Annotated in this window: 19 protein-coding genes; 7 read left to right on the top strand and 12 right to left on the bottom strand. The window is 70.4% G+C overall.

Annotated features, from left to right (window positions below):
- Positions 1-141 precede the first annotated feature (141 nt).
- Positions 142-921 (bottom strand): IclR family transcriptional regulator, encoded by a 780-nt coding sequence (locus OG622_RS04915; RefSeq protein WP_371573625.1) that lies wholly within the window; start codon positions 919-921, stop codon positions 142-144.
- Positions 922-1,066: 145 nt separating this feature from the next.
- Here OG622_RS04915 and OG622_RS04910 point away from each other — a divergent pair, with 145 nt between their 5' ends.
- Both OG622_RS04910 and OG622_RS04905 read left to right on the top strand, forming a co-directional pair.
- Positions 1,067-2,266: an FAD-dependent monooxygenase gene (locus OG622_RS04910; RefSeq protein ID WP_371573622.1), complete on the top strand. Its 1,200-nt coding sequence runs from the start codon at positions 1,067-1,069 to the stop codon at positions 2,264-2,266.
- 822 nt (positions 2,267-3,088) lie between these two features.
- Entirely contained in the window at positions 3,089-3,919 is an 831-nt protein-coding gene (locus OG622_RS04905; protein WP_371573620.1) for an MHYT domain-containing protein, read from the top strand.
- A 143-nt stretch (positions 3,920-4,062) separates the two neighbouring features.
- Here OG622_RS04905 and OG622_RS04900 read toward each other — a convergent pair whose 3' ends face one another.
- A complete protein-coding gene (locus OG622_RS04900) occupies positions 4,063-4,209 on the bottom strand; it encodes a hypothetical protein (protein ID WP_371573618.1) in 147 nt (48 codons plus the stop codon).
- A 400-nt stretch (positions 4,210-4,609) separates the two neighbouring features.
- On the opposite strand from OG622_RS04900, the gene pgm reads away from it, so the two are divergent.
- Together pgm and OG622_RS04890 are read left to right on the top strand one after the other, a co-directional pair.
- On the top strand, positions 4,610-6,250 hold the full coding sequence (gene pgm, locus OG622_RS04895; RefSeq protein ID WP_371573616.1) for a phosphoglucomutase (alpha-D-glucose-1,6-bisphosphate-dependent): 1,641 nt from the start codon (positions 4,610-4,612) through the stop codon (positions 6,248-6,250).
- A 226-nt stretch (positions 6,251-6,476) separates the two neighbouring features.
- A complete protein-coding gene (locus OG622_RS04890; RefSeq protein WP_371573613.1) occupies positions 6,477-7,577 on the top strand; it encodes a helix-turn-helix domain-containing protein in 1,101 nt (366 codons plus the stop codon).
- Positions 7,578-7,648: 71 nt separating this feature from the next.
- Here OG622_RS04890 and OG622_RS04885 read toward each other — a convergent pair whose 3' ends face one another.
- The 4 genes from OG622_RS04885 to OG622_RS04870 are packed head-to-tail and all read right to left on the bottom strand — an operon-like array spanning position 7,649 to position 10,684.
- Positions 7,649-8,398: a D-Ala-D-Ala carboxypeptidase family metallohydrolase gene (locus tag OG622_RS04885; protein ID WP_371573611.1), complete on the bottom strand. Its 750-nt coding sequence runs from the start codon at positions 8,396-8,398 to the stop codon at positions 7,649-7,651.
- 45 nt (positions 8,399-8,443) lie between these two features.
- Positions 8,444-8,860: a hypothetical protein gene (locus OG622_RS04880; RefSeq protein WP_371573609.1), complete on the bottom strand. Its 417-nt coding sequence runs from the start codon at positions 8,858-8,860 to the stop codon at positions 8,444-8,446.
- 58 nt (positions 8,861-8,918) lie between these two features.
- Positions 8,919-9,308 (bottom strand): hypothetical protein, encoded by a 390-nt coding sequence (locus tag OG622_RS04875; RefSeq protein WP_371573608.1) that lies wholly within the window; start codon positions 9,306-9,308, stop codon positions 8,919-8,921.
- A 26-nt stretch (positions 9,309-9,334) separates the two neighbouring features.
- Positions 9,335-10,684 (bottom strand): GH25 family lysozyme, encoded by a 1,350-nt coding sequence (locus tag OG622_RS04870; protein ID WP_371573606.1) that lies wholly within the window; start codon positions 10,682-10,684, stop codon positions 9,335-9,337.
- 488 nt (positions 10,685-11,172) lie between these two features.
- Here OG622_RS04870 and OG622_RS04865 point away from each other — a divergent pair, with 488 nt between their 5' ends.
- Both OG622_RS04865 and OG622_RS04860 read left to right on the top strand, forming a co-directional pair.
- Positions 11,173-12,729 carry a ricin-type beta-trefoil lectin domain protein gene (locus tag OG622_RS04865; protein ID WP_371573604.1) on the top strand — a complete coding sequence of 519 codons (1,557 nt, stop codon included), beginning with the start codon at positions 11,173-11,175 and terminating at the stop codon, positions 12,727-12,729.
- A gap of 318 nt (positions 12,730-13,047) precedes the next feature.
- Positions 13,048-13,611 carry a snapalysin family zinc-dependent metalloprotease gene (locus OG622_RS04860; protein WP_371573601.1) on the top strand — a complete coding sequence of 188 codons (564 nt, stop codon included), beginning with the start codon at positions 13,048-13,050 and terminating at the stop codon, positions 13,609-13,611.
- Between the two features lie 219 nt (positions 13,612-13,830).
- On the opposite strand, the gene OG622_RS04855 is transcribed toward OG622_RS04860, so the two are convergent.
- Positions 13,831-15,276 (bottom strand): FG-GAP repeat protein, encoded by a 1,446-nt coding sequence (locus OG622_RS04855; protein ID WP_371573599.1) that lies wholly within the window; start codon positions 15,274-15,276, stop codon positions 13,831-13,833.
- Positions 15,277-15,582: 306 nt separating this feature from the next.
- Positions 15,583-16,137, bottom strand: coding sequence for a DUF4396 domain-containing protein (locus OG622_RS04850; protein ID WP_371573597.1), 555 nt, complete (start codon positions 16,135-16,137; stop codon positions 15,583-15,585).
- A 213-nt stretch (positions 16,138-16,350) separates the two neighbouring features.
- Between OG622_RS04850 and OG622_RS04845 the strand changes: the two genes are divergently transcribed.
- Positions 16,351-17,052 carry a DUF5134 domain-containing protein gene (locus tag OG622_RS04845; protein ID WP_371573596.1) on the top strand — a complete coding sequence of 234 codons (702 nt, stop codon included), beginning with the start codon at positions 16,351-16,353 and terminating at the stop codon, positions 17,050-17,052.
- A 97-nt stretch (positions 17,053-17,149) separates the two neighbouring features.
- On the opposite strand, the gene OG622_RS04840 is transcribed toward OG622_RS04845, so the two are convergent.
- The 4 genes from OG622_RS04840 to OG622_RS04825 form a co-directional block, all read right to left on the bottom strand.
- Positions 17,150-18,061 (bottom strand): M56 family metallopeptidase, encoded by a 912-nt coding sequence (locus OG622_RS04840; RefSeq protein ID WP_371573594.1) that lies wholly within the window; start codon positions 18,059-18,061, stop codon positions 17,150-17,152.
- Positions 18,058-18,426, bottom strand: a complete 369-nt coding sequence (locus OG622_RS04835; protein WP_371573593.1) for a BlaI/MecI/CopY family transcriptional regulator — start codon at positions 18,424-18,426, stop codon at positions 18,058-18,060. Before OG622_RS04835 ends, OG622_RS04840 begins: the two co-directional genes overlap by 4 nt.
- Before the next feature lie 228 nt (positions 18,427-18,654).
- Entirely contained in the window at positions 18,655-19,296 is a 642-nt protein-coding gene (locus OG622_RS04830; RefSeq protein WP_371573591.1) for a DUF305 domain-containing protein, read from the bottom strand.
- Between the two features lie 94 nt (positions 19,297-19,390).
- Positions 19,391-19,756, bottom strand: coding sequence for a hypothetical protein (locus OG622_RS04825; protein WP_371584006.1), 366 nt, complete (start codon positions 19,754-19,756; stop codon positions 19,391-19,393).
- Between the last annotated feature and the right edge of the window lie 205 nt (positions 19,757-19,961).

Here is a 19,961-nt window from a genome sequence, read left to right as displayed (position 1 = left end):
CCGTTGCCATGCGGGCGTGGTTTTCGACCGACCGATGAGGGACGGCGTCTCGGCCGATGCAGCTTTTCCGGCGGCACCCCCTCCGCATGACGCACCGGCCGCCTCGACCCGCGGAAGGTCACGAGACGCGCACACGGAAGGTCACGAAGCGCGAATGGGGATGCCCGGCCTCCAGCCGAGACTCCTGGACAACCCCAGTCCGCTCGCGACCAGCGAGGGAACGGCGGCCTGCAGCTTGATCGAGCCCGCAGCCACCACGACGGACAGAGCCGCGACGACCTTGCCGCTGCCGTCGATGATGCGCGTCGCGACCGACTCGGCGCCCTCGCTCAACTCCTCCTTGACGACCACCGTTCCGGTCGAGCGACAGGACGCCAGTTCACGACGGAGTTCGGCCGGATCCACGACCGTCCTGGGAGTGAAGCGCCGCAGCCTTCCCGCCAGCACCTCATCGATGAAGGCCGGACCGCTGTGGCTCAGAAGCACCTTGCCGACACCTGAGCAGTGCAGGGGCAGCTGGCCGCCGACCTGCGACGTCAGCTCCACGGCGTTGACCGCCGACAGGCGCTCGATGATCACGGCCTGGTCGCCCTGGAGGACGGCCAGCTGCACATGCTGGCGAAGAGCCGTGTACAGATCCTCCACGAACGGCTGCGCGGCGCTGCGGAGGGTCTCGGCGCGCGGCGCGAGGGTCCCGAGGCGCCACAGCGACAGGCCGATCGCGAACCGGTTGTCGCTGGTGCGCTCCAGGGCTCCGACCTCCACGAGTTCCAGCGTGAGGCGCCTGGCGGTGGCGTGCGGCATGCCGGTGCGTCGGACCAGGTCGGCGAGGCTCAGTTCGGTGTGGTGGGGGTCGAAGGCAAACAGCAGATCCCACAGTCGGGAGCTGACGGAGCGGCCGGGCTCGTTCGCGCGAGGCATGGGCCTCTCCTTCGTCGTGTGACCCGGTTCACTCTAGCTCCAATGTTCGTTGGACGGATGAAGTTGTTCTTCCAATGCATTCCTTGCCGAACCCTTGAGCGTAGCCAGTTGTCACCTCGCTCAAGGTCCACGGGAGTGAAAGAGCATGACGCGTACAGAAGACGGCCCCAGGATCGCGATCCTCGGCGGTGGCATCGGAGGCCTCGCCGCGGCGGCGTTCCTGCGGGAACAGGGCTTCGGCAGTGACGTCTACGAGCAGGCCGCGGCCCTGACCGAGGTGGGGGCCGGCCTCGTGATCGCGCCCAACGCCGCCCGTCTGCTCCGCCGTCTCGGCGTGCTGGACCGGTTCGTCGGACGCGCGGTCCGGATGGAGACCGGTTGGGAGTTCCGGCGCTGGGAGAACGGCGCCGTCCTCTCCGCGGAGAACCTGGCAGAGGCGTGCGTGCGCCTGTACGGCGAGCACACCTATGCCGCCCACCGTGCCGACCTGCTCGACGCCCTGAGGTCGGCCGTCCCCGCACACTCGGTCCACCTCGGCCGGCGCTGTGTCGCGGTCGACTTCGAGGGCGACCAGGCGGTTCTTCGGTTCGAGGACGGTGAGACGGTCCGCCCGGACATCCTCATCGGCGCGGACGGGGTCCACTCACGGGTGCGCGGCGCCGTCGTCGGGCCGACGCACGCCAGGGAGTCAGGCATCTGCGCCTTCCGGGCCCTCGTACCGGCGGACAAGGCCCCCGACTTCGCCAAGCGGCGCGCCCAGACCCTCTGGATCGGCCCCGAACACCACCTCGTGCACTACCCGGTCTCCGGCGAGGAGTACGTCAACCTCGTCGCCTTCGCACCTGCCGGAGCCAACAGTGTCGAGTCATGGACGGCCACCGCGACCGTCGAGGCACTGCTCGACGAGTTCGCCGGCTGGGATCCGCGTCTGGTGGAGTTGATCACGGCGGCCGACACGCCGGGGCGCTGGGCGTTGCTCGACCGCGAACCCCTCGGCCACTGGAACCGTGGCAACGCGACCCTGCTGGGTGACGCGGCCCACCCGATGTTCCCCTTCTTCGCCCAGGGCGCCGCGCAGGCGATCGAGGACGGCGCCGTCCTGGCCCTTTGCCTCGCGGCGCACCCGGACAACCCGATCGCGGCGCTGGGGCGTTACGAAGACCTGCGTCGACCCCGCACGGCACGCCTGCAGGAGATGTCGCACGGAAGGTCGCGCATCAACCACCTCCCGGACGGCCCCGAGCAGCAGGCACGCGACCTGGAGTACTCGCAGGCCGACCCACTCAGGGCGAACGGCTGGATCTACGAGTACGACCCCGAGGTCGCCGTCTCGGCCTCGGCGTGAAGCCCTCGCCACCGAAACTCCGGTACGAGCGGCCCCGGACGCGGTGGCACTGTTTCCTACCGGGATCGTTCGTGCGAACACTGCGGCGAGCCGGGGTCGACGTGGCAGCCCCGGTGACCACGTTCGGCGCCGCGTCACCCGTGCCGAGCCGATCCCCCGCCTGGTCGCCCAGGCGATCCGCTTCGTTCTGACGCGACTGATCCGACCGGGCCGTCGCCGACCGGTGCGGGACACGGCCCCAGCAGCCATGCCACGCACTCCGCCGCTCGCCGAACGCCGAGTGGTCGGCGAGCCGGGAGATCCGAGTCGTGCTCGCGGCTCCACCGTGAACTTCGACACAGGTCGAAGGCCGAGCCGGCCCACGCTTCCTCGGCGTTCAGCGGCGTTCAGCGGCCTTCGGCGGCGCTCAGGAACCGATTCCCGGGGCGATCCGGAGATCGCCGCCCTTCGGTGTGGGGGCATCGTGCGCTGCGTATGGTTGAATCATGTACAACTTGGTCGGGTGGCTTGATCTGATCGCCCGGTCCGCGCGCCCTGCCTCTTGGCAGGACTGCCGTGTGGTCCGGTGATCGCCGCCAGGCCGAAGCGCACCGCGACGTGCGCCGGGGGAGGGGGAGAAGGGGCTCCGTTCAGTCTTTCAGTCGGCCTTGTGGCCAGATCTCCAGCATTCCCTTGGCGGCTGCCGAGGAGTGGGAAGTCCGGGTACCGGTCCGGGACGGTCCGGCCCGCAGCGTGGCGGGTGTGTGCGCCACACCATTGGGCCGGCACACCGTGTCTCGGTGCTGCCGCTGCCTGCCGTCATGCATGTGAAGGGAAGCTGAGTTGAACGCCACCGTCTCCAATTTCTATTACGGCGCCGCGACCCCGGTCGCCGCCTATCTGATGGCGTGCCTCGGGGCGGCGCTCGGGCTGCGGTGCACGACAAGGTCGCTGCGGCGACCACACCGCAGGGCGGGGTGGCTGAGCCTGGGCGCGATCTCGATCGGCTGCGGCATCTGGACCATGCACTTCATCGCGATGATCGGCTTCAGCGTCCAGGGCGCGCTGGTCGGCTACGACCTGACAAAGACGGTCCTCAGCCTCGCTGTCGCGATCGGTGTCGTCGCCCTCGGCGTGTTCCTCGTGGGCTACCGAGGCGGTTCCCCGATGACGCTGGTGACGGCGGGCGCGGTCACCGGCCTCGGTGTCGCGGCCATGCACTACCTGGGCATGGCCGCCATCCACACCAACGGCACGGTCCACTACGAAGAGTGGACAGTGGTCCTGTCCGTCGTCATCGCCATCGCGGCCGCCACGGCGGCCCTGTGGGCGGCGGTCTCCATCCACACCCTTTGGGCCAGTCTGGGAGCGAGCCTGGTCATGGGCGTGGCCGTGACCGGCATGCACTACACCGGCATGGCGGCCGTCTCCGTGCACCTCACGGGCCGGTCCGCCGTCTCGCAGTCCTCCGCCGACCTGCTGTCGTTCCTCCTGGCGATGGTCGCGGGCCCGCTCGTCGTCCTCCTGGTCGCTGCCGTCATCGTCATGTTCGACCCCGACATGGTGCTCGGCGACGACGACGACTGGAGGCGGGCCGTACCCGCACGCGCACCGCACGACTCCGGAAACAACAACCCCGCGCAGCACTCTTCCCCGCCCTACTCCTCCTGGTGAGGGCGAGCAGGCGCTCGTGACCCGGCGTACTGGCTCAGTGGGCCGACAGGTCGGGGCGGAGGTCTTCGTGATCTTCCGGCGCCCGATGGTGCGATGCCTCACCTGTGCTCCGAAGGCGGCTGGTGTGGTCACCCGGTGGTAGGTCAGCGTCTGACGGAGGCCGAGCCGTCGGCGATGAGCGCCTCGACCGCGGCCGGCGAGGCCATGGAGACGTCCCCGGGGGTGGTCATGGTGAGCGCGCCGTGCACGGTGCCGTAGGCGACGGCCCGTCTCGGACAAGCGGTCGTCAACTGGCCCGGCCGGTCGCTGTCCGCAGCCAGGTGACTGTAAACGAGACCGGCGGCGAAGCCTCGCCGGAGCCGAGGCTGTCCAGGACGTGCAGGCCGGGCATCCGAGGTCCGGTGACCAGGCCGGTCCAGGGTGGCCAGGCGGCCGAGGTCCAGCAGTTGACACCGGCCGAGGGCACCTCGCGCAGAGTCGTCGCCAGCGCCCTGGCCGAAGGGAACCATGACGGCGGCCACGGCGGCCTCGGCGGCGTGAACCTCCCGGGCAGGATCGGGCACTCCCGACGCCCCCGACCGGCACCCGTCGCACACCCGTCGCAACAGCTGCCCGATGCGCGTGCGTCGCGGTGCGCCGGGCAGGGGAGAATGAGGACCGTACTCAGCGGTCGACCGGAGGAGCGGGGACATGCAGGATGCGCGTTCGGGGCAGGTCGCCCGGCCCGAGGACCTCATCGATGTGGCCCGCCTGGTCACGGCGTACTACGCGCTGCACCCCGACCCGGCCGAGCCGGGGCAACGGGTGGCGTTCGGCACCTCGGGGCACCGCGGCTCGTCCCTCGCGGCGGCGTTCAACGAGGATCACATCGCGGCCACCAGCCAGGCCATCTGCGAGTACCGCGCCGCCCAGGGCACCGACGGCCCCCTCTTCCTCGGGGCCGACACCCACGCCCTGTCGGAGCCCGCGCGGATCACGGCGCTGGAGGTGTTCGCCGCCAACGACGTGAGCGTCCTCATCGACCAGGCCGACGGATACACGCCCACCCCGGCGGTCTCGCACGCCATCCTCGCCCACAACCGCGGCCGCACGTCCGGCCTCGCCGACGGCGTCGTGGTCACCCCCTCGCACAACCCGCCCGCCGACGGCGGCTTCAAGTACAACCCGCCGAGCGGCGGCCCCGCCGGTTCCGAGGCGACCTCCTGGATCCAGGACCGCGCCAACGAGATCATCACCGGCGGCCTGAAGGACGTACGGCGCATCCCCTACAGCCGCGCCCTGACAGCACCCGGCACCGGCCGCCACGACTTCCTCGGCGCCTATGTGGCCGACCTGCCGAACGTGCTGGACCTGGAGGCGATCCGGTCCGCCGGCGTGCGCATCGGCGCCGATCCGCTGGGCGGCGCCTCGGTCGCCTACTGGGGCCGGATCGCCGAACAGCACCGGCTCGACCTGACGGTGGTGAACCCGCTCACCGACCCCACCTGGCGTTTCATGACGCTGGACTGGGACGGCAAGATCCGTATGGACTGCTCCTCGCCGTACGCCATGGCCTCGCTCATCGAGCAGCGCGACCGGTTCGACATCGCCACCGGCAACGATGCCGACGCCGACCGGCACGGCATCGTCACACCGGACGGGGGCCTGATGAACCCCAACCACTATCTGGCCGTCGCGATCTCGTACCTGTTCTCACACCGGGAGCAGTGGCCCGCGGGCGCCGGCATCGGCAAGACCCTCGTGTCGTCCGGCATGATCGACCGGGTCGCGGCGGACGTCGGCCGGGAGCTGGTCGAAGTCCCGGTCGGATTCAAGTGGTTCGTGGACGGCCTGTCCGACGGAACGCTCGGCTTCGGCGGCGAGGAGTCGGCCGGCGCGTCCTTCCTGCGCCGCGACGGCTCGGTGTGGACCACCGACAAGGACGGCATCATCCTGGCCCTGCTCGCCTCCGAGATCACGGCGGTCACGGGCAAGACGCCGTCGCAGCACTACGCGCAGCTCACCGACCGCTTCGGCGCCCCCGCCTACGCGCGCGTCGACGCCCCCGCCTCCCGCGAGGAGAAGGCTCTGCTCGCCAAGCTCTCCCCGCGCCAGGTCACCGCCGACACCCTCGCCGGCGAGCCGGTCACCAAGGTCCTCACCGAGGCCCCCGGCAACGGCGCCGCCCTCGGCGGCATCAAGGTCGCCACCGCCAACGCCTGGTTCGCGGCCCGCCCTTCGGGCACCGAGGACGTCTACAAGATCTACGCGGAGTCCTTCCTCGGCCCGGACCACCTGAGCCTGATCCAGGAGGAGGCCAAGTCCGTGGTGCTCGCGGCTCTGGGCGCCTGACGCGGACGGGCCTTTCGGTCCGGGTGCCATCGCCACGGCGGGTGCTGCTGGTTGACACTTTCTCAAGTACCGTCATTCAAAAGGTCGTTGACGATCGCACCAACGCTGCGAATGGGCGTACGCGCCGCTTTTCGCGGTGTAGCTTCTACCCGTCAGTAGGGGTTTGAGCAAGGGTGGATGTGTGGTTGCCTCACCGCATACGGAAAAGTTTGCCGCCTGCCTTCGGATGTTGAAGGACCGCAGTGGCCGGGGTTACGACCGCCTCGGCAAGGAGGCCGGCGTCAGCGGTTCCAGCCTGCATCGGTACTGCTCCGGCCTCAGCGTTCCGACGGACTACCGGGTGGTGCACGCCTTCGCCAAGGTGTGCGGTGCCAGTGCGGAGGAACTCCGCGAACTCCACCGGCTGTGGGCGCTGGCGGACACCGACCGGGACGTACCGGCCGTGACCGTCAAGGAGAACCCGGAACCGATACCGATACCGACGCCGATATCAACACCGATACCGACACCGCCTTCGGATGAACCTGCCGTGGCCGTGCGGGTGACTCCTGGGCCTGCGGAGCCTGCCATGCCCGCGCCGACGAGCCCCGGACCGGACGACGTCACCCCGCCGGAGATCGTTTCCGACGAGGCCGAGAAGCCGCGACGGCTGCGGGTGCCCGAGAAGCTGACCTCCCGCTTCTCGATACTGGCCGCCGTGGTGGCTGTGGTCCTGGTGGCCGGATTGGTGTGGTTGCCCGCAGGGGCTCCCGCCGGTGCCTCACCGGCGGCAGACGGCAGGTTGCTGTACTCACCGGCGTGCGAATCGGTGAGCATGGGGCAGCACGACGAGTGCGTGCGCGAGGTCCAGACCCTGTTGACCAGGGCGAAGGGCAAGCTCGCCGTCGACGGGGACTTCGGGCCGGAGACCCTGCGCAGACTGACCGCGTTCCAGGTGCTGGCGGGTGTGCCGGCCAGAAGCGTCGTCGACGAGGCCACCAAGAAGGCGCTGTACGCACAGAAGGCGAGTATGGCGACCTGGTCGTCGGCGAAGGTGACGAAGCGGATCCGTGAGGTGTTCGTCGAGGATCCCGACACCGCCGTGGGCATCGCCCGCTGCTCGTCGTTCCTCGACCCGCTGTGGGTCCTGCCCAACACCAACGGCAGTCGCAACTGGGGCGTGTTCCAGATCTCCGACCGCCGCCTGCGGGAGCTCGACGGCACGGCGCTGCGGGCGTTCGACCCGGAGTGGAACATCAAGGCGGCCCACCGTCTGTGGAGCGTCCGACGTGACTTCCACGACTGGCCCTCCTGCGAGGCGGCGCTGAAGGACACCCCGAAGAGCTGAGGCCCGGGAGCCTCGGGGACCGCCGCGACGGTCCCCGAGGCTCCCGGCTCCGGATCGTTCGGGGGCCGGCGTCAGATCGTGCCGCTCTCCCACCACCAGTCGCGCCCGAGGTCAGCCCTGCTGTCGACGTGCTGGTGGTCGACGGTGTACCTCTCCAGCCCGGAGAACCCGCAGGTCTCCGCCTTCTGGTAGACGGTCTTGGTGGCCACGCCGGGCACGTCGAGGTCGGCCGCGGTGCCGTACAGGTGCATGCTGTCGCTGGCCCCGCCGATCTCGGCGTTGTGCGCGATGCTGCGGAAGCCGGAGTTGACCGTGATCGGCTTGTCGCCCAGCTTCTTGCGCAGCGCCTCCAGCTTGTACATACAACGGCGGGCGTTCTCCTTCACCTGCGCCGCGCTCAGCTTGCCGCCGTTGAAGTTGCCGCTCGACTGGTCCACGAACTCCGTCCAGTTGAAGTGTGCCGTGGAGCCGTCCGACTGCTCCAGAGCGTTGAGCTTCGCCTGGGTGTTGGGTCCGGCGATGCCGTCGGCGGTGAGGCCGTACGCCGCCTGGAACCGGCGTACGGCCGCGGCCGTGCCGGAACCGAAGTCCCCGTCGATGCCGACCCGGCTGTGGCTGGCGCTGTCCGCTGCCCAGCCGGCGACTCTGATCTGCAGTTCGGTCACATCGGAGCCGTTGTCGCCCTGGTTCAGGGTGCGCGACCACGCATAGGCCTGTGCGGTGCCCGTGAACAGCAGCTGACCGAACGCGACGCCGGTACCGACGGCCAGCGTGCCCCGCAACATGGTGCGGCGGTTGACGGGACGGAAGGAGGAAGTCATCGGGTTGTACCTTTCGCAAACGTGGGAACGGTGGTGCGGAGGAGGTCAGTAGGCGATCTGGAACGTGACGTTCTGCGCGTCGGTGTCGTAGGCGTGCACGCGCAGGACGAAGTGGGTGCCGTCCTTGACGTCGGTGGCGACGGTGGCCCAGCTTGTGCCGTGACGGGAGTACGTGTTGTCGTGGTTGCACGTGGTGGTGTGGTCGACGAACACCACACAGGCGTCCAGGAACACCCCCGGCTCGTCCGTGATGAGCCGCATGTTGATGTCGCCGCACCGCGAGGACGTGGTGTAGGTGCCGTACTCCCTGACAGCCGCGGAGTACTTGTACGTCAGGGTCTTCGCGCCGCCGTAGCAGCTGACGGCGGCGGCCGAGGACTGCGCGGAGGCGGGCGCGACGCCCGCTCCCAACAACGCGGCGGCGGTGAACAGCGCCGAGGCGTACGCCTTGCTGCGTCTCATGGTGGTGTCCGTTCGGTAAGGGGTCGCTGAGGGGTCGGTGAGGTGTCGGGTGAGGGCGTCAGAAGGCGATCTGCATGACGGCGTCGTCGCCCTCCAGGGGCACGCCGGCGGGGACCGTGAACTTGCTGCCGTTCAGGACGTCGGTGGCGATGGTCGTCCAGCTCCGGCCGACCTTGGTCCAGCGGTTGCAGGTTCCGGACTTCGCGAACTTCACGCAGGCGTTCACGTAGTCCGCGGTTCCTCCTGTGACACGCATGTTGATGTCCTGGCAGCGGCTCGTGGTCGAGTAGGGGCCGAACTCGACCGCGTCCCCGTAGCGCACCGTGACCGCCCCGCCGTAACAGGTTGTCGCGGCCGTGGCGGCCGAGGCGGAGACGGTCCCCGGAGCGGTGAAGCCCAGGGTGGCGAGGAGTGCGACGAGGGACGCGCGTGCGAACCGGGTGGTCATGGGGGTACTCCTTGGTCCGGTCGGGATCAACGGTTGGCCAGACGGTCCAGATCGGCCTGGGTGCCGTTGAACACGTCCGCGGTCGCCGGCGCCTGGATGCCGGGGAAGATCGCGGCGTCGGTGTACTGCCACATCGCCCAGGTCGTCGAGCCGTTCGGCAGTGGCGGCTGGGTGATCGACTGGCGGTAGTCCGCGAGTTGCAGCGGATACCGGGCGAAGGCGGTGGTCGAGCCCAGGCAGTCGTCCAGGAAGGACTTCTGGGTGTAGATCATCGGAGTGCGGCCGAAGGCCGCCTCCACCCGGTCGAGCCAGGTCCTGGCGTCGTCCACCGTGCCGTAGGTGGGACAGCGTCCGCTGCCGTCGTCCATGCGTTCCAGGTCGAATATCGGCGGCAGGTCGCCCGCACGCTGCCCGGTGTAGCCGGTCGCTCGCACGGCGGCGATGAACCGGTCGGCCTGCGCCCCGCCCGTGTCGGCCGACGTGCCCGTGTAGAAGTGGTAGGGCGCGACGGCCAGTCCCGCCGCCCTGGCCCCCTGGAGGTCGGCGGTGAGGTATTCGTCGGTGACGTTCAGGCCCCGGGTGGCCTTGACCGTCGCGAACTCCACGCCCGAGGCCCGTACGGCCTTCCAGTCGATCGACGCACCACCGGGGTGCTGGTACTTGGCCGTGTCCAGACCGTCGATCGGGTAGCCGGCGGGGCGCGGTGGCGTGCAGTACGTGTTACGGCCGGACCAGTCCACCAGTTTCGCCCAGGTGTTGGGGCCCACGACGCCGTCGGCGCTGAGGTTGGCGCAGTGCTGGAACTCGATGACCCGGGACTCCGTCCCACCCCCGAAGTCGCCGTCGATCGTCAGCTGCGGATAGTGGAACGGCTCCATGGCCAGGTTCAGACGGCACTGAACCTCCTTGACCTCGATGCCCTTCGCACCCCGTGGCAGTGACGGCCGCGTGTCGGTGTGACCGCACAGGGCCGCCTGCGCCGTACTCGACGTGCCCTGGTCGGCGCAGGCGCGCGGTTGCGCGGCCCAGGTGTTCAGCGCGGCCCAGGTGTTCGGGCCGAGCACACCGTCCACGCCCAGTCCGGCACACCGCTGGAACTCCTTGACCCGCGCCTCCGTCGCCGCCCCGTACGTGCCGTCCGCCGCGATCGGTGTGTACCGGCTGGGCTTCGTCGCCAGGTTGAGCTCGCACTGCGCCTCGAACGCCGAGGCTCCTGTCGATCCACGCTGCAGCGTGGGCTGTGCGCTCGTGTGCCCGCAGACCGCGACCGCCGCGGTGACTGCGGACTGTGCCGCCTGCACCGCCGTGGGCCCGTACAGGGGCAGGACCGCTGCCACGGCGAGGGTCAGGCCCCGCAGAAGCGTCCTCTTTCCCATCTGGTGTTCCCCCTCTTGTGAGGGCCGGACGTTCCCGGCCGCTGGTCATGCTGGCAGCGGTTCTCCCGAGGCGGGATCCTCTGGCTCCGGGCTGGGACGCGGGGACAGTGGCGCGCCTGTGACCTGCGGCGACGGACCACTGCTGGGACGAGCTTGGGACGGGGACGGCGGAGCGGGAACTCGATGCCCATTGACCGGAGGATGCCCCCGCTTCATGCACGGCTTCGCGTGGGGGCGTCCTCGTGTCTGCCCGGGGAAGCGGGTGTCGGGCAGAGAAGCCCGAGCCGCCCGACGGGTGACGGACGCATCCGAGGTGAACCGTGTAACCGTTCGGCACGTACTTCTGATCGATGCGGGTGACCGCGATCATCCGGTTCGGGCGTTGAGCGCGGAGCCGCGGTCGGCCGTATCGACGGACGGAAAGGGAGGGGACCGGATTCATGGATGGTGCTCCCGTGGTGGAAGCTCCGTTTCGCGGAGAAGAGCGCGTGACGCCCGAAGAGGACTTCGTCTTCGAGCGTTCCGAGTTCATGGAATTCGAACTTGCGGAGCCCACGGGCTCGGAACGCGAAGACGCGGTGCCTTCGGCCGATGAGCTGCTGACGCTGCACGGCAGATCCGTCCTGGACTACGCGGCGCTCTGCACGGAGCCGAGCCGGGGTGCCGCGGAGCGGCTGGCCGGGCAGGCGTTCCGGAGCATCCACGGCGACGCGGCGTCGCATGCCGGCGCCGACTTCCCGTGGCGGCCGCGGCTGCTGGCGGCGGTCCTCGAGGCCACACGGGAGTGGAACGCGGACGACAGGCGCTCGTCCCTCCATCCGGACCTGCGGGTCGGCGCGACCAGTGACGCGCGCCGGGCGGTGTCCGGCACGGACCGCGCGAGCGGTGCCAGAAGCCTGCTCCTGCGCGCCTTACGAAACCTGCCGGACCGTGCTCAGGTACTGCTGTGGCACACCGTGGTCGAGGCCGAGGACATCGAGGCGGTGGCGCCCCTGCTCGGCGCCGAGCCCTCGCTCCTCAACCCCGAGCGCGCCCGCACGCTGCTGCGCGACGAGTGCGTGCGGGTCCACCTCGACCTCGCGCCCGACGAGCGCTGCCGTCGCCTCAACCGGCTCATCGACGTGCACGCCCGCCGAGGATCCATCGAGATGATGGCGGAGGTGCGGGAACACCTCGACGGCTGTGCCTACTGCGGGGCGGCGGTGGATCAGCTCGACCAGTCCCCGGACCGGCTTCCCGCGCTGCTCGCGGAGGCCGTACTGGGTTTCCGCGCGGCGGACTACCTCGCGACCCGGCCCGCCCGCCGGGCGATCGCGTCGGCTCGCGTGCGCGGGGAGCCCGCCCCACGGCCCGTGGACACGGAGGTCCGGCCGACGGCCGTGGGTGACCGCGTCCGTCCCGAGCTGCGGCGGCACCGGTGGCCGTTGCTGGTCGCCTTGGGGGTGGTGCTGTGCGGGGTGGTCGCGGCGTCCCCCATGGCTCTCAGCGGAACCGAGAACGACCACGAGGCGGTGGGTGGTTCGGTGCCCGGGCCGGCCCAAAGCCCGTCCGCCTCCGCCTCCGCCACGTCGGCCGTCCCCCGCTCGCCCGGCGTCTCTTCGGCCCCCGGCGCGAGCGAGGCCGCGTTCACGAGCCTGCGCAATGTGAGGACGGGGCTGTGCCTCGACCTGCGCCCGTCGGCGGAGATGGTGGGCACCCCCGCGGTGACGGCGCGGTGCGGGGAATCGGCAACCCAGATGTGGCTGTTGGAGGAAGGGGGACGGCTGCGGAACCAGGCGGCCCCCGAACTGTGTCTGACCGCCGAGCCGCAGGGCACCGTCGCCCTGCGGCCGTGCACCGATCCGGAGAGCTCGGACGGGGAGGAGTCCGGCGACGCGCGGTACGACATGGCGGCCGACGGCCTTCTCACCCTCGTGGCCCAGCCCGGGGTGGCCGTGACACCCATTCACCGGGCCGAGGGCGCGATCATCCTCCTGGAACCGGTCCCGCAGGACCGGCTCCGCAGGTCCCAGCGCTGGAACACCGACGAGGGGGCCACGCAATGACTTTCCTGTCCCGGTACCTTCTCGTGTGCGGCCTGCCGGCACTCGGTGAAGCGGTCGAGGTCCAGGCCATCAGATAGTGCGGGAACGCCTGGTGCGTCATACCCGGCTCGCGGCGGACGGCGGCGATCAGGTTCAGCACGATGCTCAAGAGGCGAGCGGCAAAGATGCGCGGGGTGGCAGTGGCGGTGGTCGCGAGATCGGCGTCTGCCGGCCGGGCGATCTGACGTCGGATTGGCGGATTCACCTCCATCCCCACGGGGCAATGGGCCGATAATGTCATGAGCACGACTGCCCCTTTCCCCCACAAGGAGGTCGATCATGCACGTTCGTACGCTGACCGGTGGCCTGGCCGCTGCTCTGGTGGTGTCCCTGTCCCTGACGGGTGGCCAGGCCGTGGCCGCTCCCTCCGACGCGACTGATGTTTCCCTGGCCGCCCGAGTCTTCACCTACGACGCCAGCGGCTCGGCGGAGTTCAGGAGCGCGGTCGACCGGGGCGCGGCGATCTGGAACGAGAGTGTCGACGCCGTCGAACTGCGGCCGGCCGCCGCCGGGCAACGCGCGAACATACGGGTCCTCGCGGACAACGGCTGGCCGCGTGCCCTGCCCACCACCCTGGGCAACGGGACCGTCTACATCGGGCGCCAGGCCGTAGACCAGGGTTACAACACGATCCGTATCTCCGCCCACGAACTCGGGCACATCCTGGGACTGCCCGATCGCAAGCCCGGACCGTGTTCGAGCCTGATGTCGGGTTCCAGCGCGGGCACCGCGTGCACGAACCCGTATCCGAACGCGGCGGAGAAGACGGAGGTCGAGGGGAACTTCGGCGGCGTACTCGTCGGGCAGGCCCCGGCGGCGCGCGCCGAGGTGATCGTCGACTGACGCGTTCCGCACCACAGGTGAGGAAGGCCGTACGCCCGGTGCCCTGCTCGCACCGGGCAGGCCAGAGCCGGACACACCTGCACGGTCGAACGCCCGCCCGCGGGGTGCGCACACGACGCAGACCGAGGCCGGCGAGCCCGGCGGTTACCGGCGCCGTCGAGACGGCGGCTGCCGATGCCACCGGGCCCGCCGGCCACCCCTGCCGGGCTCGTCGTCCGGTCAGCGGGCGAACACGTCCGCGAACTTCCGGCCCGCCACCACCGGGTAGCCGAAGTCCGTCGCGTTGAAGGAGGTCGCCGAGGTCGTGGTGAGGCCGGAGGCCGCGCCGCGCAGTACCCACGCCGCCCCGTCGTCGTAGCCGTTCGGCAGCACATCCTCGCCGTACGCGCCGATCGCCAGATCGGCCTTGCCATTGCCGTTGATGTCGCGCAGGCGGAGCGAGGAGCCGAAGTGGTCCCCGGCCTCCGCCGCGCCCGGCACGCCCGTCGTGGCCTGGTGGAAGGACTGGGCGCCGACCGTGGTCAGGCCGTTCGGACCGCCCTTGAGGAGCACGACGTCGCCGACGTTGCGCTTGCCGTTCACGTCCTCGTACCGAGCGCCGACCGCCAGGTCCGCGCGGCCGTCGCCGGTCACGTCACCCAGGGCGAGCGCCGAGCCGAACGAGTCGTCGGCCTCGTCGGTGCCCGGGACACCGGGGCTGTCCTGGTGGTATGTGCGGCCCTTGAGCGGCAGACCGGCCGCCGAGCCGTACCGCACCACGAACGAACCGCCCTCGCCGCCCGTCTCGTCGGCGGTGACCAGGTCTTCGTACCCGTCGCCGTTGATGTCGCCCGTCGCGACGGCCGCCGACCACCACGCGGCGGAGCCGGTCGTCCCGTCGTCGCTGAGGTCCGTGTGGAGGGAGCCGATGTCGCCGTGGCCGCCGTGGAGCACGCCCACGTAGCTGGGGGCCGGGGAGCCGTCCGGGTCGGACCGGGTGCCGTGCAGGATGTACTCGAAGCCGTCTCCGCCGTCCTTGGAGGAGAAGTGGCCGGCGACCATGCCGTCCAGCCGGACGCCGTCCGGCAGGAAGTCCACCTCGGGGGCGAGCGCGCCGTCCTGTGTGGGCCCGCCGTCGCCGTACCACCAGAACGTGTCGTTGCCGACGACGGCGAGCTGGGGGCTGCCGTCCCCGTCGAGGTCGGCGAAGGCCGCGCCCTCGCCGAAGCCTGCCGCCTCGGCGTTCGGGGCCGTGAGCGAGAGGCCGCCGGAGGTGAACGGCTTCGCGCCGCCCCAGACGATCGTCACCGAGCCGCGCGGCTTGCCGGTGACCTCCTCGCCGGGCGCGCCGACGATCAGGTCGGCGTAGCCGTCGTGGTTCACGTCACCGCTGGTGACGTTCTCGCCGAACTTGTCCACGCTCTCCGAGGTGCCGGGCACGCCGGGGGTGTTCTGGGTGACGTTCACGAACCGGGTCCGGCTGACGCCGGAGGCGGAGCCGAAGACGATGGTGACCGTGCCACCGCTCGCCTTGGGCGTGCCGATGGCGAGGTCGCGGTAGCCGTCGCCGTTGAAGTCGTCCGCCAGACCGGAGGGTGCCGCGACGGCGGCGGGCGTACCGAGCCCGGTGACGGCAAGGGCGAGTGCTGCGGCGGTCGTGGCCACGGTCAGGGTGCGTCTGCGCAACGTAATGCTCCCGTCAGAGAAATAGACGCTCGTACGGACCCCCTCGGTGCACAAAGGGTTGTACGGAACGGAAGACGAGGTGAACGGTGGCGCCCGACCGACGCGACACCAGGTGCCCCATTCGCGCGAACCCGACAACCAGGCGTCCGTTCGCATGCCCCCACAGCCGGCGCCCCCGTTCGCACGCGAGGGCTCTCAGCGCACGGTGACCGCGGCTGTCGGGACCGGCGGCGCTCCACATCCTCACAGCGATGGAGCGCACCACCACGGAGGGCACTGAGATGGTCGCGGGGGTCGGATGTGACGTCAGTGGTAGGCGTGGACGACGGCGTGGCCCCTGCCGCGACCGATCATCCACTTGTTCACCGGTGTGGTGATCAGGAAGGCGACCGCGAACCCGCCCAGGAGGGCCGACCAGAACAGTGCGTCGTCGAGATGGGCGTCCATCGCGCCCGGCGTGAGGGCGATGATCACGTTGTCGACCAGTTCCATCACGGCGATCGAGACGGTGTCGGCGGCCAGAGCCACCTTGATCGCGCTCTTCCAGTCCAGACCGGCCCGACGCACCGCGTACAGGGTGAACGAGTAGCCGAAGAGGAACGCGAGCGTGATGGCCAGAACCATGGTCGGTACGTTGCTCCACCGCAGGGCGGTGCCGATGACCATGCCGAGGATCTCGCCGATGGCACACCCGGTCAGGCAGTGCAGCGTCGCCTTCGCGGCCATGGGCCAGGACGCGCCGCCGTGCCCACCGTGGGGAGTCCCACGGCCGGGATGGCCGGGATGGCCGGAGTGGCCCTGATGGTCTTCGCCGGCGGCGTGGTCGTGCGCGGTGCCGTCGTGGTGAGCGCTGTGGTCCATGCCCTTCCTCCCGATTCTCGTCGGTGACGACCTAGCTCTCGGTTCACCGGAAGAGTATACCCCTAGGGGGTATATAGCGAGCGTTGCCCGGCCATTCGTTCCGGATGTCACGCGCGCCCCTCTGAGTCGGATCCTCGACTGCTACGTACTAAGCAGGTACGTAGTAGTCGACGAGCGGTGAGCCGGATCCGGGTTCCCGCGAAGGGTGGCGACGTGACGGGACACCTTCTTGGCTGGACGCTGGTGGTGCTGGGTGCGGGGGTGGCCATCGGCAACCTCGTGCGCATGGCACTGGTCAGCGGCTGGGCCCGGTTCGAAGCCGGGGCCGAGGCCGTGATGGGCGGAGGGATGGCCGTGATGGCCGCGCCTCCGACGGCGGTTCTCTACGGGACGTACGGCATGTGGTGGGCGGCGGTGTTCGCGGCGCTCTGCCTCGGGGGCGTGGCCCTCTCCGTACGGCACGCCGCCCGGCGCGGCGCGCGGCATCTGCGGCACTCCGCCCATCTGGTGATCGGCAGCGCCGCCATGGTGCTGATGACACTGGCCATGCCCGGCGCCACATCCGGGCCGACGCTCGCCTTGGCCGGCTCTGCCGGGCACGGACACGGGGCCATGGCCGGGACGGCGGGCGTGAGCGCCCACGGCGTGACCGAAGCCGCCGCCACCTCGGGCTCGGCACTCCTGTGGCGCGCGGCCTTCTGGGCCCTGGCCGCCTACTTCATGGTCTTCGTGGCTCTCGCCGTACGTGTGCGGATGCGGGACTCGGGCGGATCACCCGCTCCGGCCGCCCCGAAGGCCCGCCACCGCCGAGCGACCCGGACCCCGGGGATGCTCTCCGCGCCGAACGCGCGCCTGGCCGGCCACATCGGCATGGGCGGCTCGATGGCGACGATGCTGGTGATGATGACCGCCTGACGGTGAACGTCCCTCGACGAACCGGCTGTTGGCATCAATCCCGATTCACCTCCGTCGTCACGGTCGCGGTCGCTCCACACCGACCCGGACGAATGCGTCAGCCGACGCCGAGGGGACAGGCGACCAGCAGCGGCAACAGTGGAACGCCGGCGGCCGCAGCGGCCATGGAGCCCCAGAAGGCGGGGTGCGCGGCCCTGCGCGGTCCGAGCACCCGCCGCATCCGGATCAGAACCGTCTGGCCACCCGCGGCGAACGCGCCCTTCGGGGTCCGGGCCGCCGCCATCTCGTACATCGCGGTCGCCAGGGCCCCGTCGGAGTGGGCGCGCAGCGCACGGTCGTCGGCGACCATCTCCAGCAGGAGTGCCGTCTGTTCGCGGGCGTGGCAGGCCAGGGGGAGACGGGGAAAGACCGCATGGAACGCCGCCGCGGCGGCGAGCGCCAGATGGTGGCGGCCGGCGATGTGCGCCCGCTCGTGCTCCAGAACGGCAGCGAGCTGCTCGGCGGTCAGCTCCCGTACGGCAGCGTCACTGACCACGATCCTGGGTCGGCGGCCGGGCAGGCAGTAGGCGGCGGGTACGTCGTACGGCAGGACGGTGGCACCCAGCCGGGCGGAGCGGCGGCCCACCAGATCCACCGCCTCCCGGTGCCGGGAGCGCGCTCGACGGGCTCGCACGACGTGGAAGGTGAAGCTCCCCGCGAGGGCGATGCCCAACGCCGCGGGCAGGGAGACGGCGAGGCGGCCCGCGGTGCCGGGATCGGGGCCGCCGACGCCGAGGTCGAGCCCGCAGGAATGCAGCAGACCCAGCAGTCCCTCGTGCGCGTGCTCCATGGGCATGAACAGGTGGTACGCGGTCAGTGCGGCACCGAGCGCGAAGGAGAGTGTGAGGGCGTGCCAGACCGCCACGGCCAGGGCGGGTGCCCGGTGCGGCCAGTCGGCCCGCAGGAGGAGGTGCGGGGCGACGAAGCCCACGAGTGCCGTGTAGGCGACGAGCACGAGCGCGGCGTTCACGGTTTCGCCTGTCGTCCCACGGTGCGCAGGGCCTTGCGCAGCGCGGCCTGTTCTTCCTCGGTCATGTTCTCGACGAAGTGGACCAGTGCGGCCGGGCGGTCCTTGCTCGCTCCCAGGCCGTCCTCCATCAGCGCGGCGGCATACGCCTCACGGCTGCGCACCGGCGAGTACAGCCAGGCGCGACCCTGCTTGCCCCGCAGCAACCAGCCCTTGTTGTAAAGGATGTTGGTGACGGTCATCACCGTGGTGTACGCGACCGGACGGGTCATGTTGAGATCGTCCACGACCTCGCGCACCGTCGCCGGACGGTTCCACGTCCAGAGACGGTCCATGATCTCCGCCTCAAGGTCCCCCAGCCGTCGCATGGCCCTGACTCCCTTTCGACGCCGACGCGTAAGTGAATACGCAAGGGCATAGTAGATGGCCCATGGCCCACCTACGCGTGGAGTCATGGAGCCATGGAGTCGTGCGACGGGCGGACCAGGCGTGAGGAGGGGAACGCGCCGTTGCCCGGGTCCCGCGGCGTGAGTGCCGCGGGACCCGCACGCGCGATGTGCCGGCGCGAGCCGCCCGGTCGGCTCGCGCCGGGGTGCTCAGAGCCGGTCGAGGATGTTCTTCAGCTGCTTGACCTCGCCGGACTGGCCCTTCATGATGTCACCCGCCATGGTCACGGCGTCCACGTGCTCGCCGTTCTTCCGCTCGTCCTGGGCCATGCTGATGGCACCGTTGTGGTGCTCGATCATCATCTCGGCGAACATCTTGTCGAACTCGGCGCCCTTCATGCCCTTGAGGTGTTCCATGTCCGAGTCGGCCATCACGCCGTCGCCGTTGCCGTGGTCCATACCCGGCATGGACTCGACGGCGGTCGGCTTGTTCCAGGACTTCAGCCACCCCTTCATCGTCCTGATCTCGGGGTCCTGGGCCTCCTCGATCTTCCCGGCGAGATCCTTGATCTCCGCGTCGGATGCCCGGTCGTCGGCAAGCTCGGCCATCTCCAGAGCCTGCTCGTGGTGCGGGATCATCATCTGCGCGAACGTGACGTCCGCGTCGTTGAAGCCGGCGGATCCAGCCTCGTCGGTCGCGGTCGCGGTCGCGGTCGCCTTGCCGCTGCCGTGATCCATGCCGGTCATGTCGTCGCCGCAGGCGGAGAGGAACAGGGCGCAGGCTGCGACGACGCCCGCGCCGGTGGCACGGCGGAGGTGCCTGCGGCGTTGGGCATGCGTGAGGACGGTCATGTCGATTCACCTCGTGGTGTCGGTTCTCTGGCTGTTCGAGAGCAGGCGAAGCCGCGGGTCCGCGCGTGATGCGCGCCCGCGAGAGGGGTTCGGCCTACAGCCGCAGAACTGACAGACGGGTGAGATCGGGTCCGCGTGGCGGGGGGTCGGGACGCGCAACGACGGCGACCTGGGCGAGAAGTCGCGCCGGCCACTCCTGGTGGCGGGCGAGCGCCGACCTGAGGAGCGCGGTGAGAACCCACGCGCCGAGCAGGACCGCCACGCAGAGCGACAGTACGTTCATTGGCATGGCGGGCCCGTGCGAGGACGTCGAACTCGACGTATCCGTGCCGTCATGGCCGCCGGCGACTCTGTCGGAGGGAGGACCCGTCGGGTCATGGCCCGGAGCAGCCGTATCCGTCGCTGCCGAGTGGGGCGCGGAGCTCACGGTGGAGTGCGTCGACTCGCTGGGATGTCCCATGCTGTGCATCGCGAAGACACCCAGAGCGAGCACGAGGACGAGCAGGAGGTGCCCCAGGGCGTCTCCTGCGCGTACGCGCCAACTCACCTTCATAGGGGCCCCATCGGACGCTTCGCTGACTGCTTCGAACCTGCTCCTCCGACAGTACCCAAGGGGCGTCGGTCGCGCGGGAGGTGCGGGCGTTTTCTACTGATCTGCTAAGTGG

Origin of the sequence: Streptomyces sp. NBC_01314, from assembly GCF_041435215.1 — a bacterium.
GTDB lineage: Bacteria > Actinomycetota > Actinomycetes > Streptomycetales > Streptomycetaceae > Streptomyces.
This window is presented reverse-complemented; position numbering and strand designations above follow the sequence as displayed.